The organism is Methanobrevibacter sp. V74 (assembly GCF_963082495.1).
Classification (GTDB): Archaea; Methanobacteriota; Methanobacteria; order Methanobacteriales; family Methanobacteriaceae; genus Methanocatella.
In genome coordinates, this window is the sequence record NZ_CAUJAN010000003.1 from 235,218 (window position 1) to 251,911 (window position 16,694).

A 16,694-nucleotide genomic window follows, 5' to 3' on the forward strand; every position below is an offset into this window, starting at 1 on the left:
GATTCCTCCTAATCTAATTCTCCACTTTAGGCCATAAACCAGCCCATTTGGTTGATGCTGCATCATTACATGAAGCTAATACAAATGATCTGAATGAAATAATCCAACCAATCAATCCAACGACAAATACAACGAACCAACCGATTCCACCAGTAGTAACAGACATGAGACCAGTAAGAGTCATTGATAAAAATGCAGTAGAACATGCGCATTTAAGAGTTCTTAATTGATCTTCATTAGGTCCTAAACATGCATTGAATGGGTGTTGAATAGCCATAGTACACATAATAAATAATACAGCAATAAAACCAGTTGCAACAACGTGTTCATAAATTACCATCATTTCATAACTACCGGCAATAGCAACAGAAAATCCCAAAATAGATAAAGCTGAAGCACCTGCAATCTCAATAGTACACTGAACCATAATAGGAATTTTCATACCTACAATTTTAGTTGCAATAAGAGCAATAACAGCTCCAATAATAACTGCAATAACAAAAGCAGCAATAGGTCCCACAAGATTTATTTTTAAGATAGCTGCTAAACTAATACCGGATAAAGCAGCAATTACACCAACAGAAAGGGACATGTATCCGATAGATGGTACACCAGTACCTAAACCGTAACTAGCTACTCTACGAATAGCATCTGATCCCCAAATAATAGCTAATACTGCACCAATACCTGCAATAACCGGTCCGATTACATCTCCTAAGAATCCAGAAATGTAAATACAAAGTAATCCGCCAACGATACCTAAAATTAACAAGTGCATTGAATCTACAGCACCTGCAGCTGCACCGTCAGCACTTCCACCAGCAGACATTTATAAACCTCCAGTTAAAATAATACAAAATATTCCGACAACGACAGATGCGATAGCACATGCAAGAGCTCCAGTTCCAATCCTTTTGAATTTTGGATCGTGCATACCTTCAATAGTACCACCAATATTATAAGAAGCAATTACAGAGTTAATAAAGAACACACCGACACCTAAAATAGCAGCTAAACCAATACTTATAGTCGGATCAGTTACAAAAGAACTTTCATTTACAGCAGTGTTAATCCCGTAGTACACTAATCCACCACCGAAACCACCCAGAAGTCCTCCGATAAGGCCACTAATAAAAGAAGTTAAAGGTACACCATGACCTTCAGTACCAGGAGTTTTATACTTTTCTTGGTTACGTTTTGTAATCCAGTCTACATTTACTTTAGACGCTGCTGGTACAATACCAATACCAAAGACATAAATTAAGTTAGCAATGAGCATGGTAATACCCATCATAATCATAGCACCAATTGCACCACCAATACCTATTATGTAAAATGGTTCACCTGTCATAGTTGCAGCAGTAATTAATCCTGTTAAACCAGCACCAGCAGCTAACATAGCAGTACCAGTACCTACACCAGTAGCTGTTGCCATAGCTGCAGGAGCACCTCCTACAGGAATAAAGTGCACACCTGCACCAATCATAATACCGCCTATTGCGATGAATAAAATTAAACTAATCGGATCCATAATCGAAACCTCCTTAATCTTCCTCATATGGTCCATATTGGTTTCTTGCAAATACTTCTAATCTATCATCAATAACAATTAACAAAATGATGATTATGACACCAACAATAATACCACCATATACTCCAAATACTACTGTATTCCAGAAACTAAAGAATACAACAAGACCGAAACAAAAACCAGTTAATGGTCCTCCGAATTTAGCACAGAAGTTTACTACATCCATTGAGTTTTTAGCACCTAATGGAGCTTTAGTAACAATATCTCCTTGAATAGCTACAGGGGTACCTCCACCAAATTCAAATTTTTGATACTCACTTTCAGCACCATAGTGTACATCCCCAGTTGAAGAACCGATAGCACCTAAAGCAACACCCCAAAGCATTGCTAAGAGTGGTAGTGGGAATACATGTAATGCATTACCATTCAATGGAATGGTCATTAAGTAAGAAATTCCAACAATACAAAAACTAGTTATAAATCCGTGACCTACAATAGGTCCTAAAGATTGAGTTAATACATCCATAAATAAGGGTTGTTCAAATTGTGATTGTCCAACAATTCTTCCCATGTGGGATGTAACAGTATAAATAGCGTGAACAAAAGCAGCGACACAAGCACCCATTGCAATAGCAACTACCGGCATTAAACCTAAAGATATTACTATATATGCAATAGCACCAGCAACACCACACCAAACACCATAAGCGACTGGTTCACCAGAAGCCGCCTTGTTTATCATACGGTGCAAATGTCCCATTTGTGGAGCAAGTTGAACTTGAGAGTTAGGGTTACTTTGAGAACCAATATCAGATTCTAAGTCCTCTGCAGCCCCCCCAATAGTAGCAACTGCACCCATTAATGCAACTACACCTAATGTTACAGGGTCCATAATTTTTTTCCTCCATATTTTATTATTAAATTGATCATTTAATAAACGTGAAATAAACTTGATTTTTGTTCCATACAAAAATCATCTAAACTTGCAATAAATGTCAACTAATTATTGCTTAATACATATTTTTTTAAATTATTAATATAAAAGCTTTGCTAAACTAATTTAGGCATGCTTAAATTTTTATTAAGGGTTAGATAGGTGAAAAATCACCTATCCATGTATTTAACTAGCTATTTTGCTGGAGTAATAGCAGTTCTTTCACCAGCTGGTTCGAATTCTCTTAATGCTCCTTTAGCAAATTCAGAACGAACTTTACTGAAGTCGAATGCTAAGTTTTTGTCAGCAAATGCTATTTTAATTAATGGGTTGAAAGCCCAAGCGTCTCCACGAGCTGCGTGAGGAGCTTGTGATATACCAGCATATTCACCTTGGTGACCTACATTCATTGCGTAGTTAGGATAGTTTGGCCCTCTCATTTCAAGTGGCAATCCTTCATCGTTTCTGATGGAGAATACGTTAGCTGCACCACATTGATCTTGTAAATCGAAACCATAGAATCCTAATCTGGAATGTTGTTCTTTGTGCAAGTACATGGACAAGTACCATGCACTCAAACCAGTTTGAGCATTACCAGTAGCGAATGCAGTGGAACAGCCAGCTGCTGCTGAAATAACTGAAGATCTTTGAGATCCGCCAAAGTGAGTTTCGAGTAATGCCGGATATTCTTCATATTGTTCTAATGCGTAGAATGCTACTTCAGTACCTACATCAAGTACAGTATCCATGTTGTTAGGTGCTGCACATAACTCTCCATATTTATCTTCGACATAATCTTTACCATAATAAGTAAAGTCATCTAATACATTATCAGTATATGCTGCAGTAGCATATTGAGTGAATCCTACACCACCAGACATGTAAGAACCTAACCAAATTTGGTCGTATAAAGCAGCACCTAAAGCTACTACTTCTAAGGAAGTTCTTACTGGGTCGTCAGAGTAAACTCTGGAACCTTGACAAATATCAGCCATGAATCCGAATGGAACTCCACCAAGTTCATTTTCTGCTCTTGCTCTTCTTACAGGTAAGTAAGTACCCATGTGAACAACTTCTGCGTGTTTAGATGCGTAAGCGAAGTCACCAGTAGCTCCTTCACCAGCACATTGGTTGTATGCAGAAATCATTGACATACCGATTTGCATAGCAGACCATCTGGAAGTAGTACCTCCATCACAAACTCTTCCTACGATAGAAGGAATTCTTACAGCTTGCCATACAGCTCCACCTACTTCAGCTTTTAAAGCTTCAGCTTGTTCTTCTGGGAACTCTTTGTTAATATCTAAAACAAATGCGGAATCTATTTCATCAGCTAATTCATCATCACCAGTAAATACTTTTACATAGGAATCTTGAACTACTAATGGATCAGTTTCCACCATGTGTTCTTGAACTACTGCTGCACCAGGCATAGCATGGTTAACAATTTCTAAGTAGTTTGTAATAGTTTCAGGAGTTACTTCAATACCTAATCTTTTTTCAAGAACATTATGAGCAGTGTTTAAACCTACAATTACAGTTCTTCTAATGTCATCCCAAGCTTGTTGGATAGCTGCGTTGTTTATGAAATGTAAATCATCACCTTCAACGAAGGTATCAGTAGTGGATAATTGGTAAGACATTAAAGCTCTTTGACCTAAAGGAGTACCAATGTCTGGATTGTACATTGGAATTCCTCTTTTTTCAGCGATTTCTTTACCTTCATTTACAAATGCAGTTTTTCTTTCAGATTGAGTCCAACCACCCATATTATAGAATTGAGTAGTTTTTTCAGTTGGATCTTCACTGAATTTTTGTTTCATTGCATCTAAGAATTTTTTATCAGCCATGTTAATTACCATCCTGCGTTTGGATCAAATGCACCAAAGGATCTGGAAACGTGAATGTTTTGACAAACTTTAACAGCTTCTACATCCTCTTTGTATGCTTCACCATCTATTCTGTAAATAGTGGTTTTTCCTTTTAATGTTTCTTCATCTAATGGTTCCCCTAAGACAACAGGTTCATCCAATTCAACACCGATTTGGTCTTTAACCATTTCAACATTACCAGTTTCTTTGTTGAATACTTGTCTTCTGAGCATATCAAACATCAAACCGTTTTCATCTAATCTTAAAGAGTGACCGTGTACACCTGCACCTCTAATACCAGTTCTTGCAGTATCAAAGTATTCAGTTTCTAAGAGGTATTTGGAGATTCTTTCAATATCTCTTTCTCTTGCTTCAACTACTTGTCTTCCGGATAATGTACCTGTATCGATTCCTCTAAATCTGGATAAGTAGGATCTTGCTCTTAAGAAAGGTTGAGCTGGAGCAAAGTACATGGAGTCTACGAATTGAATGTACCTAATTCTGTCTCCTGCTTTTGCACCATCGATAGGGGTTACTAATTCTCTTACAATGTCGTCAGGCTCATCCATTTCATCTAATGGTGGGTGAACAGATTTGTATTCTTCACCTGGAGCTCTGTGACCTAATATTTTTACTACGTCTTCATCAGAGATTTCTCTTAATTTTTCTAATTCATGTTCTGGGTTACAGAAATTTCTTCTATTCTGAGCAACCTGAGAAGTACCTGGATAAATTTGTACCATAATTATGCATCTCCTAATGCTAATTTAACTTTTCTAATAATTTCATCTAATTTTTCTTGTGAAATTGTTTCACCTCGGATAACTCCAGTAACAATATCATCAATAATGCCTTCAGTTTTAATTTCACCATCTTTTGGCATGACTTTAGAAGTCTTTACTCCAATTTTAGCAAAATCTTCACAATCGACTGGTGATTCACATATAATAACACAATGTTTATTGACGTTCCTTAGGATTAATCTTGCTTTGTAAGTAATATGATTTGCAACTCCGCCTAAGTGGATAACAAGCAATTTAAAATTGTACATTTGTTCTACTTCCTTATCAGTAAGTCCGAACAAAGTTCCACCAGTTGCAGGAGCATCATGCGGAACACCAGCACCAGCATTTAAAACCATAGTGCTTGTTAAAACATTTGATTCACGCAATCCAAAAGTGATTTCACAAACAGGTTTGGTAATGTGTCTACGTCCAGGGGACATAGCAACTGCACATACATCAGTACCACATTCAGCAAAAGTACCTCTTTGAGCGAGGCTTCCACCTTTACCCATTCCGCTTGCTTCCCTACAATCCACTACGTGAGTACATCTTCCTATCATATTAATCTAAGTCATCCTTTTTTATAATATTCACATGATCTTCAAAAGTTGAATATTGATCTGTCATTCCAACTAATTCATCTGGCAACTCTGCATTACCATACTTGATTCTATCAGAAACTGTTTTTTCTTTTCTAATATAATTAATCCTATCTTGATTAATATCAAATCCATATGGGATGTGTTTTTTACAGATTTCCTCAATTTCATCTATTGTAGATTCCAATGTTAATTCAATAAATATTCTAGCTGTTTTAACTTGTAGAACTACATCCTCACCATTGACTGTGATGACCCTACGTTCCCTATATTTTTCAGGTAAAGTTGCTTCACCTTTTGGAAATCTAGGACCATGAATAACAGTTCTTTTAACATCTTCGAGGGATTCTAAGTCATTTAACAACTTTTCAGTTGTGTCACTTCCTAAAACTCTGTGAGGAAAGATTTCAATATCCATTATAAGACCTTCAAATTAGATTTATTTAAATTAATTAGATGTCACCTTTAATTTCTTCAGCTGCAATTGCAACAGCGTTAATAGGTTCTCTAAATTCATCAATTTGACTGTATACTTCTTTAATTAAACCAGAAGTTGCTTCTGGTGAAAAGAGTTGTGTTCCTGCATCTAAGGACATAGCAGCAGCTACACATGGAATTGTAAATCCTTTACTGTGTCTAGTTACAACGTGGTTACCGTTGAAGAGACCAGGGCCTCCACCACCATAAATAGAGTGACTGAAGAAGGAGAATCCTACAGCTACACCTTCTGCCCTACCATAATCGAGACCAGGTAACCCAGTAGCGAATTCAATGTTATCATTGAAGTATAATAAAGTAGATGGGATACCTTGAGCAGCACGAGCAGCACCTACATTAACCATAGTAGCTGCAACAGCACCAGCAGCAACATAAGCGTTCCATTTAGCTGCATCACCAGTGTTGTAGATATTAAAGTCAGTTAATTCAGTTTGAGGAGCAATAATGCCGTCTGCTTCGGCACGTGAGATGGTTTCATGTACAATACTACCAACAGTACCGTCAACTGCATTATCTTTAACTAAATCCATTACTAAATTGTCTGCGTTTAAACCTTGGTAAGCTAAACCTAATAAATGTAATCTTTCATAAGAACCTAAAGCATCAGCCATTTCAAACATAGCAGTTTGTTCAAAAATGGATGCTAATGCGGTAGCTTGGAAAGTGTTTTTCAAAGTAGCAGCAGCGAAATCATTTGCTTTTACACCTCTTAAAGCATAACCTGCACCTTCAAGTTTTTGTGGAATATCCAACATGGTTGCAATGTTAGATCCTTTGTAGTCTACAGATTGTGGATATCTACCTAATACTGCAGCTTTTACAAAGTTAGCATCATAAATGCTTACATCACAAACATCAATAACAGATTGTACTAAAGCGGAAGCAGTGGATAATGGAGCTACAGAGTATTCAGCAGCAACATCAATTCTTTGAGTTGGTACTTGTACTAATAACCTTTTTCCTCCGGAAATAGGTTCTACAGTAGTGTCATCGTCTTCAGAAATTTGAATAATTTCTTTAATTTTGTCTGCAATTGCTTCTGCGTTTTCTACAATAGTGAGATCTAATTCTCTTCCTAAAATTCTAGATTTGTCTCCACCAACAGATGCTGTTTTAACAGATTTTTCTAGTCCTTCTAAGTTTACTGCAACAGTTCTTTTTACACCTTTAACGATGCTTTGAATTGCAGGGTTTCTTAATGGACTGATAGCTTCGATTGGTATGTCAGATGCAATTTCATTGCCTCTATCATCGAATAAATCGATTTTATCATCAAACTTTGCCATTTTTTCCCTCCTAAATAAATAGAGTTTAACTAATATACCACTCTCAATGGTAATCTTTTTTACCAAATTGAGTTTGAGCCACAAAGCAAGTTTTTGCAATAGCCAGCCATATGGTATACAAATTTTATTTTATCAAAGATATAATATAAAGATTGCTTATAAGATATTTTAGAAAAGTTTATTAAGTATAATAAAACATTTTAGTTTTAAGATAAATTACTATAAAAGTAATAATTTTCACTAATAATTAAAGTTAGTTAAAATCAGTTGAGAGATATATTTAACTGAAAAAGTTAAAATAAATTAAAATAAACTATTTTTTAAAAATAATAAGCATATATAAACATTATTATTTAAAATAAATTAAAAATATCGATTATTACTTTCAAAATTTTTAGTAATAAATATTACTAAAAGTAATACAAAATTTAGGTTAAAAAAAATCATTAATTTATAAATAAAATGAAATTACAAATAAACAAATATGCAAATCGTAGCAGATGTTGGGGGCATACCTGGAAGAGATTGTAACGGATTTTGCAAATACTGTTACTTCAGAAAGGTAAAAGAAATGAAAACTTTTGGCTGTGCACATTGTCCCCCCAATAAAATAGGTTGTGAACGTTGCACCAAAGGAGTTGCAGAATCCCAGGGAGCATTTAAAGCACCATTTGAAGTTATGAACGAAGTTCAAACAGCATTAATGATGAATATGGTTAGGGATGGAGATATAAGTGCATATATTAGCGGTGGAGGAGATATAAGTTGTTATCCCTATCTTGAAAGTTTAACCTCTAGTTTAAATCAAATTTCAATCCCCTCTGTTTTGGGATACACATGTGGAAAAGGAATAACTGACTGCGAAGTAGCTACCAGATTAATTAATAATGGTGTAAATGAAGTTTCATTTACTATCTTTTCATCTAACCCACAGCTTAGAAAACAATGGGTTAAAGATCCAAGTCCTCAAGAAGCACTTAAAGCATGCCGAATATTTTGTGAAAACATTGATTTGACTGGAGCATCAGTAATAATTCCTGGCGTTAATGATGGAGATGTTTTAAGAGAAACCTGTAATTCTTTAGAAGAATGGGGTGCAAAAGGAATGCTTTTAATGAGATTTGCAAATACATTCAATGAAGGATTAATATTAGGCAATGAACCTATTATAAAAGGAATTGAATCACAACCTGTTGAAGATTTTGCAGAACTTGTTAAACAAATTAACTCAGAATATAAATTTAGAGTTAGTGGAACACCATTGTGCGACCCTGAAACTGGAGGTCCATTTGCAATTGCAAAAGATGAAAATGAAGTCTTTTTACAATTCATAAAACCCATTACTGGAGATGCAACATTAATAACTTCAAAAATAGCCGAACCGTTTATTACTAAAATATTTGACAAACTTGAATCGGACAATGTCAATATTGTTGCGGTTGAAAAGGAAATTGCATGTTTAATTACAAAAGAAGATTTAGAAAAACTAGATTTAAGCGAAATAAAAAATGCAGTCATATTGCCCGGAAGATCATTTGTACATCAACTTGATGCTGAGAGAATTTTAAGTGCCGATGGCGTGGATAGGATTGTCGGTCGTGGTCCGGATACATTAAGTGCTGATGGAGAATTAAGTATTGATATGACTGACGAAAATGTCATTGAGAGAGAATTAGAATCTTTTAATGATTTAGTAGATGCAATTAACTTCTTTGGAATGAGAAGGATATTTTAAAAAAAGAAAAATTAGTTAGAATTCTCTACAATAGAACTCTCACTGTTGATCTTTACTAAAATATAATCATACATTTTTGATTTTTTAATCTCAGCAAATTCAGATAACTTTTTACCATCAATCACCACATTAGCAATTACATCAGCATAGGTATCATAATCTAATTTTACACGAACACCATCTAATTGTGAAGTTACCGGTGTTGGAGAAATAACATCCTCAATTTCTCTAACTTGATTTTCAATTGCATTTTTAACAACAATAGATGGCACTAATGGCGCATCAAGAGCCATTTCACGTTTTTTTTCATTTAGTATTCTTTCGATAGTCTCCACTAAATTATCAAGTGCACGTACATCTGACCCTCTTCTAAGTCTCCTTGGAATTCTACCAAGACCACCAACATATGCATCAGCACCTGGAAGTTCATTGACATCAATATCCGGCGCTCCAGTTACAATCACCGGAACATCAATATCATCATATAAAAACGATTTTTCTTTAATGCAATTTTCAAAACTGCCTAATGCGAAAACAGCAATATCATGTTCACCAATCAATTCTTTTTCCTCTTCAGTAATGCCTGATGTTCCTTTACCATCACCACGAGCAAGACCAATCATATTATCTTTAGCACCGAATTCCCGTAAATATTCAGAAATATCACATGCTGCATGAGGCAAATGATGTCTAGCTAAAGTTGGTGAAACAATAGCAATCTCGGAACCTGCCATAGGGGCGACAGATAGTTTTGCTAATAATTCATTTGATTTTTCCTCAATTTTATCAACATCACCTAAAGGAACAGCCATGTTTAAGACCAATTCCATTTGTTGAATATTGTCTTGAAGAATAAATCCTCCTAAGTCTTCGATTAATTCTTTTATTTCTTCACTTTTGTGAATTCCACCAGTGAATGTTAATGTTTCATACATCCTAACAACTCTCAAAAAATGCAATTATATGATATAATAGACTTTAATTAATATATTATATTAAATTTTCTAAAATAGCATACCGTGATTCCGCTTTTTTAAATGGATTTTTTGAAATATCATTGTGAGAGGGAATTTCAACTAAATTTTCACTTTCAATTACCTTATTTTTTAAATAATCCGGATAGATTACATAATCATAATCAACTGAAACTATACAAAACCCTACATCTAAAACAATATCTTTTAAAAATTCAGAATAAACTTTAACATTAATATCTCTTTTAAAACTAGAAAATAAATATTTATTGCACAGTTCATAGTTTTTAAAAAACTTAAGTATATCCTCATTGCTTAATTCACAATCTGTTAGTTTAGAAACTTTTTTAATGCTGTCAAAAATTTGTGAAGAGGTATTGATCTTAATCGGCAATGATTCCATATCCACTTTACTCTCAGAAAGTAAAATCGCCAAATCCCCATCTTCTTTAGATGGAAATTTATTGATAACATAATCTGAAATGCCTGCCAATCTTACAATTTCTTCACACATCGGTGTTGTGACAATTCTCATAATACATATTATTAATAACATTCAATATAAATTACTTCATGAAAGTGACATTAAGTTTTGAGGAAAGCATCAGCAGCGATATTTCAATTATGGTTGATGTTTTACGTGCCAGTACAACAATTACCCTTGCTTTAAATAATTTTAAAAGAGTGATTCCGTGTTTCAGCCCAGATGAAGCTTTTAATTTGAAAGATAAACTGGGCGGAGTCTTAGCTGGAGAACGTGACGGAGCTAAAATTGAAGGTTTCGATATTGGAAATACACCTTGGGGAATTAAAGATTTGAAAACACCGCAAGATACTCTTATTTTAACAACAAGCAATGGAACTCGAATACTTGAGAATATGACCTCAAAAGTATTAGTCGGATGTATGATTAATGCAAAAGCAGTTGCTCTGAAAAGTACTGAGCTTGCTTGTGACCATATTGATGTGGTTATGGCAGGAGTTAAAGGAGACTTTGCAATTGAAGATTTTCTTGCATCTGGTGAAATATTATGCTGGATAAGCAAAAATTTAGATGATAGTGAGCTAAGTGAATATGCAAAAGCTGCAATTTTAGCTAGTAGAGATTATGAATCTGTAAAAGAAGCATTTTTTAATTCCAGATCAGGCAAAAGATTAATTGAGTTAAATTATAAATATGATGTTGAACTTTGTTGTTTGAGAAATATAAGTAATAATGTTGCAATATATGATAATAACGAATTAATCTTATAGATGCCAAGTTAAAAATCAATGCGCTAATAGAATTGGAATTATAGCAGTAATATTTATTGAAATATGTCAAAAGATATCTGATTCAATGCAACTAATTAAGTTTATATATATAAACTTCATAATAATATTAAGATAAGATTATAAAGAAGTGTTTTTTTTGAAAAGAGAATGTTTAAAAATAATAGGTACTGCTCATGTATCTGAAGAAAGTGTCAATGAAGTGAAAGATGCTATCTATGAGCACCATCCTGATGTAGTGGCAATTGAACTTGATAAAGGTCGATACACTAGATTAAAACAAGAAATGATGGGTATTGAACATGATGATACAATTCCCGTGACTAAAATCATCAAGGAAAATAAAGTCTCATTATTTTTCACAAGTGCACTTTTAAGTTACTTCCAATCAAAAATAGGGGCAGATGTAGATGTCGCTCCAGGTTCTGAAATGATTGGTGCTATTGAAGCCGGTGAAGATTTAGGAATTCCAATAGCTTTAATTGATAGAGACGTTAACGTTACATTACAGAGAGCTTTAAACAGAATGAGTTTTGTTGAAAAAGCTAAATTCTTATTTAGCTTAATTGCTTCAGTTTTTGGACATGGCGAAGAGGAAGACATTGATATTGAAGAGTTGAAAAATCCGGACAATTTAGATGAATTAATGGAGGTATTCAAAGATGAAGCTCCTAGTGTTCACGAAGTTCTTGTTCATGAAAGAGACGCATATCTTGCAGGTAGCATAATGAGAATACCTCAGGACCATGTTATTGCAGTTGTTGGAGCAGGGCATAAACCTGGAATTGAAAGATATTTAGATAATCCTGAAACATTACCTAATCTAAAAGACCTAGAGGTTATTGAAAACAAAAAAGGAATTCCATGGGGAAAAATACTATTAGCAATGATTCCTTTACTATTTGTTGTGATATTTTTTCTGGCATATTTTAGCGGGATAAATATCACTTGGAATATATATGACTTTATAATTATCAGTATGATTATGGGATTTATAGGATCAATCCTTTCAGGTTCAAAAATTCAATCTGCAATTGTTGGAGGGCTTGTAGCGCCATTAACAATTATCCACCCGTTACTTGCAGCAGGTTGGTTTTCAGGACTATGTGAAGCAAAATTTAGAAAAGTCAGACAAAGGGACGTGAAGAATTTAGCCCGCGTGGAAAGTTTCAGAGATTTATGGGATAACAATATATTTAGAATATTGCTTGTTGTTGTTGGAACTAACTTAGGAGTCAGTATTGCTACATTAGTGATTTTACCATCAAAGGTTTTCATACCACTATTTATGAAAATCTTCGGACTCTAGGTGAAAATATATATAACATATATTTAAAGATATTTATAATTACTATTACTTTTTAAGGAAAAAATCATGTATTTTATATTTCGTTGCGACTGTGGAAGAGCATTATATGCTAAAGAAGGAGTGGCTACACGCAAATGTATTTGTGGAAAAACCCTAAATATTAAATCCAGACGTATTTTTCAAAAAGTAGCTACAAGAGAAGAAGCTTCACTTGCAGTTCAGGAAATGCAAGATAAAATATATGGAAACACTGGTTTTAAACGTGCCAGTGATTTATAAATTAGTTTTAATGGTTTGTTAAAAATGATTGGGACGACACTCGAAATAATTGTCATATTAATTTTAATAATAATTAACGGATACTTATCAATGGCGGAACTTGCTGTTGTATCAGTTAGAAAAGCAAAATTACAAAAATATATCGATGAAGGAAATAAAAATGCAAAAATTGTTGCAGAATTAGGTGAAGATGCCAACGAATTTTTATCCACTGTTCAAATAGGAATATCCCTTACTGCTGTTTTAACAGGAGCATTTGGTGGAGCAACTTTATCAGAACCACTTGCAGCTGCAATTTCATTTATACCATATAGCGAAGCCATAAGTGTAATTGTAGTGGTAATAGTGAGCACATATTTAACATTAGTTATTGGGGAAATTGTACCAAAGGTTATAGCATTAAATGATCCCGAAAAGGTTTCTCTAAAAGTTGCTAAATCTATGTTAGTTCTTACAGAAGTTTCAAGACCAATAAGTTTTATTCTTGCAAAGTCAAGTAGTTTTCTATTATGGTTAATGAGAATTGAAAATAGAAATGATGACATTGTTACTGAAGAAGAAATCGAATTAATGATTAAAGAAGGAAGAGAAGATGGTACAATTGAAGAGGCGGAAGAGGACATCATCAAAAGAGTTTTCAAACTTGATGACCAGAAAGTTGAAAGTATAATGACCCCACGTAATGAGATTATTTGGATTGATCTTGAAGATGACCATGACGTGAATAAAGTCAAAATTATTGAAAGTAAAAGATCAATTTTTCCAATTGCCAAAGGGGAATTAGACGATTTCATTGGAGTTGTTCAGGCAAAGGATATTCTCTCAGTAATGTTTAGTGAAGAAGAATTTGATGTGGAAAAAATCGTTAAAGAACCATTAGTAGTTTCTGAGCATTTGCAAACATTAGAATTATTAAAGGAATTTAAAGAAAACCAAGAATATGTTCATATGTCCCTTGTTATTGATGAATTCGGCAGTGTAGAAGGTTTAATTACTTTAAACGATTTACTTGAAGGCATTGTTGGAGACATTCCAAGTATTGATGAAGAAGATGAACCTGAAGCAATCCAAAGGGAGGATGGAACTTGGTTAATCGATGGAAGATACCCTATTGATAAATTTAAAGAATTATTTGAATTTAAAGATAAATTGCCTGATGAAGAAGAAGACAACTATACCACTTTAGCAGGTTTTATTTTAAGTATTAGCGGTACCGTTCCTAATGAAGAGGACAAATATGAATGTGAAAGGTTTATCTTTGAAATTATAGACATTGATGGACACCAAATTGATAAAGTTCTTGTAACCGATCTTGGATCCAAAGAAGTAACTGAAACTGAGGAGTGAAAAAATGGATGCATTTATTATTGTCAATATCCTACTGTTACTTGCGGGATTCATATTTTTAATTAAAGGTTCCGATATTTTCGTTGATGGAGCAAGCAGCATTGCTTCTATTTTAAAAATCCCTGCCATCATTGTTGGTTTGACCATCGTGGCATTTGGAACCAGTACTCCTGAAGCTGCAGTTTCCATTACTTCCTCCCTAACTGGAAATAATGCAATGGCTGTGAGCAACATTGTTGGAAGCAATATATTTAATATTTTAATCGTCATTGGAATATGTGCATTACTTGGCGACTTGTTAATGGAAAGAAGTGTTTTAAATAAAGATTTGCCTTTCCTTATAGGCATAACATTATTACTTGAAGCATTAATATTTATCGGCGGAAATCTTACACATCTTGAAGGAATTGTATTGCTCATTATCTTAATTGTTTATCTTACCCACACCGTTCATGTAGCAAGACAGTCAGCGGAAGCCAATGTTGTGGAAAAACCTAAATTAACACTTCAAAAAAGTATAATTTTTATAATTATTGGACTTGTAGGTATTGTTCTTGGTGGAGATTTGGTTGTAGATAATGCTTCAACCATAGCAATGGCATTTGGAATGAGTGAAACACTAGTAGGTTTAACTATTGTAGCTATCGGTACATCTTTACCTGAACTTGTCACATCAGTTACTGCTTTAAAGAAAGGGGAAAACCAATTAGTAATCGGCAATGTTATAGGTTCAAACACATTTAATATCCTATTCATACTTGGTGCAAGTAGTGCTATAACCAACATACCCGTAGATCAGAGCATGTTAACAGATATCGGGTTTATGATTGCAGTAACCATATTATGTTTCATATTTGGTAAAACTCAGGAAAAATACGACAAAAAAGAAGGTATTATTTTAGTTGCATTATTTGTTATATACATGGCATTTTCTATAATAAGAAATTGAATTTTAATATGTGGAAAAAGGACTCGAAAGTTACTTAAAAAAAGTAACTTAAAACCACCGCATTCTATTTATTCATAAAACTATGTGCATTTAATCATTAGTAGAATATGCATTATTTATTAAATCTTTTAGTTCACAAGCTTTACAAACATTAGAAGAAGTAGGCTCCCCACAAACTTCGCATTCATTGAGCTTTGTGCTGATATCATTTTCAAATGTTAAAATCTGTTTAAATGACTCCATCACATTATTCTTAATGCCTGGGCATTTATCTTCACTTTCGTTTAAAAATGCCTTAATTTTAGCTCTTAGAGATAAATGCGAATAAGGACATTCATCAAGATGAATATCAATGTTGTTCATTACCGCCCACATCCCAACTTCTTTTTCAGGAGTATTCCACAAAGGTTTAATTCTTGGAATAAGCTTTGGATGAATTACATCAAGTTCAGGACCGAATTTTGAGAATTTAATTGTATCACCACGAGCAAAGCTCATTAAAAAAGATTGAATTTCATCATCTAAATTATGTCCAGTTGCTATTTTACAAGCACCTATTTCATAAGCGGTTTTATTTAAAATATTTCTTCTAAACACTCCACAGGGAATACATGCGCTTTTAAAATCAGCATAAATATCATCAAGCGCAAACCCCTCCTCATCCTTAAATGATTTTTGAACAAGCTTAACATCCAACTCCCTGGCATTTTGAATAGCTGAATTGATGCCGTGTTGGCGATAACCTTTAATACCCTCATCGACACTAATAGCCACTAAATCAAAATCTAAAAAGTTTTGATAATTTTTAAGTGCGTGTAATGTTAATACACTATCTTTACCACCAGATAATGCCACAGCGATTAACTCGTCCTCTTTAATTAATTCATGATCACGGATTAAATTATTAATTCTTGTGAAAATATATTCATTAAATTCATCTTTGTCTAATTTCACCATTACTAAATTAATTTATACAAAGATAAATAAATAATTTTACTAGGTGAAAAAAATGATTACATGCGATTTTGCAATATTGCCTGTAGGCACTGAAACTACTGAATGTAAAGATTATGTAACTGCAGCTGTTCAATCAATAAAAGATTCCGGTTTAAGTTATCAATTAACTGGAATGGGAACACAAATAGAAGCAGAAAATTTAACCCAATTATATGAAGCAATAGCTAATGCTCAAGAAGCCATCTTTGAATTAGACATTGGCAGAGTATATACCGTTATAAAAGTAGACGATAGAAGAGACTTAGAAAATAGAACTTTAGATGCTAAAGTTGATACCGTTAATGAAATGTTAAAATAAAAAAATAAAG

Annotated in this window: 18 protein-coding genes; 7 read left to right on the plus strand and 11 right to left on the minus strand. The window is 33.8% G+C overall.

All coding sequences use genetic code 11. From position 1 onward, the window contains the following. Positions 1-13 precede the first annotated feature (13 nt). From mtrC to mcrB, 8 genes are all read right to left on the minus strand, one after another. Complete coding sequence (gene mtrC, locus Q9969_RS06160; protein ID WP_305514934.1) at positions 14-829, minus strand: tetrahydromethanopterin S-methyltransferase subunit C; 816 nt, start codon at positions 827-829, stop codon at positions 14-16. Next, on the minus strand, positions 830-1,531 hold the full coding sequence (gene mtrD, locus Q9969_RS06165) for a tetrahydromethanopterin S-methyltransferase subunit D (RefSeq protein ID WP_305514936.1): 702 nt from the start codon (positions 1,529-1,531) through the stop codon (positions 830-832). Between the two features lie 13 nt (positions 1,532-1,544). Beyond that, positions 1,545-2,423: a tetrahydromethanopterin S-methyltransferase subunit E gene (gene mtrE / locus Q9969_RS06170; protein WP_305514938.1), complete on the minus strand. Its 879-nt coding sequence runs from the start codon at positions 2,421-2,423 to the stop codon at positions 1,545-1,547. Positions 2,424-2,659: 236 nt separating this feature from the next. Next, a complete protein-coding gene (mcrA, locus tag Q9969_RS06175; protein ID WP_305514939.1) occupies positions 2,660-4,315 on the minus strand; it encodes a coenzyme-B sulfoethylthiotransferase subunit alpha in 1,656 nt (551 codons plus the stop codon). A 5-nt stretch (positions 4,316-4,320) separates the two neighbouring features. Beyond that, positions 4,321-5,079, minus strand: a complete 759-nt coding sequence (gene mcrG / locus Q9969_RS06180; protein WP_305514941.1) for a coenzyme-B sulfoethylthiotransferase subunit gamma — start codon at positions 5,077-5,079, stop codon at positions 4,321-4,323. Positions 5,080-5,081: 2 nt separating this feature from the next. Next, positions 5,082-5,681, minus strand: a complete 600-nt coding sequence (mcrC, locus tag Q9969_RS06185; protein WP_305514943.1) for a methyl-coenzyme M reductase I operon protein C — start codon at positions 5,679-5,681, stop codon at positions 5,082-5,084. A gap of 1 nt (position 5,682) precedes the next feature. After that, entirely contained in the window at positions 5,683-6,138 is a 456-nt protein-coding gene (gene mcrD / locus Q9969_RS06190; RefSeq protein WP_305514945.1) for a methyl-coenzyme M reductase operon protein D, read from the minus strand. A 34-nt stretch (positions 6,139-6,172) separates the two neighbouring features. Next, positions 6,173-7,504, minus strand: coding sequence for a coenzyme-B sulfoethylthiotransferase subunit beta (gene mcrB, locus Q9969_RS06195; RefSeq protein ID WP_305514947.1), 1,332 nt, complete (start codon positions 7,502-7,504; stop codon positions 6,173-6,175). Positions 7,505-7,988: 484 nt separating this feature from the next. Between mcrB and mmp10 the strand changes: the two genes are divergently transcribed. Continuing rightward, positions 7,989-9,239, plus strand: a complete 1,251-nt coding sequence (gene mmp10, locus Q9969_RS06200; RefSeq protein WP_305514949.1) for a methyl coenzyme M reductase-arginine methyltransferase Mmp10 — start codon at positions 7,989-7,991, stop codon at positions 9,237-9,239. An 11-nt stretch (positions 9,240-9,250) separates the two neighbouring features. Here the strand turns inward: mmp10 and Q9969_RS06205 are convergent, their stop codons facing one another. Continuing rightward, positions 9,251-10,174 carry a methanogenesis marker 7 protein gene (locus tag Q9969_RS06205; protein WP_305514951.1) on the minus strand — a complete coding sequence of 308 codons (924 nt, stop codon included), beginning with the start codon at positions 10,172-10,174 and terminating at the stop codon, positions 9,251-9,253. 55 nt (positions 10,175-10,229) lie between these two features. Next, the gene (locus tag Q9969_RS06210) at positions 10,230-10,769 is read right to left on the minus strand and encodes a hypothetical protein (protein WP_305555510.1); all 540 of its coding nucleotides are present in this window, start codon (positions 10,767-10,769) and stop codon (positions 10,230-10,232) included. A 17-nt stretch (positions 10,770-10,786) separates the two neighbouring features. Here Q9969_RS06210 and comB point away from each other — a divergent pair, with 17 nt between their 5' ends. The 5 genes from comB (at position 10,787) to Q9969_RS06235 (ending at position 15,369) form a co-directional block, all read left to right on the plus strand. Next, complete coding sequence (comB, locus tag Q9969_RS06215; protein WP_305514956.1) at positions 10,787-11,467, plus strand: 2-phosphosulfolactate phosphatase; 681 nt, start codon at positions 10,787-10,789, stop codon at positions 11,465-11,467. A 148-nt stretch (positions 11,468-11,615) separates the two neighbouring features. Further along, positions 11,616-12,794, plus strand: a complete 1,179-nt coding sequence (locus tag Q9969_RS06220) for a TraB/GumN family protein (protein ID WP_305514957.1) — start codon at positions 11,616-11,618, stop codon at positions 12,792-12,794. A gap of 66 nt (positions 12,795-12,860) precedes the next feature. After that, a complete protein-coding gene (locus Q9969_RS06225) occupies positions 12,861-13,073 on the plus strand; it encodes a DUF1922 domain-containing protein (RefSeq protein WP_305514959.1) in 213 nt (70 codons plus the stop codon). 24 nt (positions 13,074-13,097) lie between these two features. Continuing rightward, positions 13,098-14,420: a hemolysin family protein gene (locus Q9969_RS06230; protein ID WP_305514961.1), complete on the plus strand. Its 1,323-nt coding sequence runs from the start codon at positions 13,098-13,100 to the stop codon at positions 14,418-14,420. Between the two features lie 4 nt (positions 14,421-14,424). Continuing rightward, positions 14,425-15,369 carry a calcium/sodium antiporter gene (locus Q9969_RS06235; RefSeq protein ID WP_305514963.1) on the plus strand — a complete coding sequence of 315 codons (945 nt, stop codon included), beginning with the start codon at positions 14,425-14,427 and terminating at the stop codon, positions 15,367-15,369. Between the two features lie 90 nt (positions 15,370-15,459). Here Q9969_RS06235 and Q9969_RS06240 read toward each other — a convergent pair whose 3' ends face one another. Further along, on the minus strand, positions 15,460-16,326 hold the full coding sequence (locus Q9969_RS06240) for a TIGR00269 family protein (protein ID WP_305514964.1): 867 nt from the start codon (positions 16,324-16,326) through the stop codon (positions 15,460-15,462). Positions 16,327-16,378: 52 nt separating this feature from the next. Here Q9969_RS06240 and Q9969_RS06245 point away from each other — a divergent pair, with 52 nt between their 5' ends. After that, entirely contained in the window at positions 16,379-16,684 is a 306-nt protein-coding gene (locus Q9969_RS06245; protein WP_305514966.1) for an MTH1187 family thiamine-binding protein, read from the plus strand. The last annotated feature ends 10 nt before the right edge of the window (positions 16,685-16,694 follow it).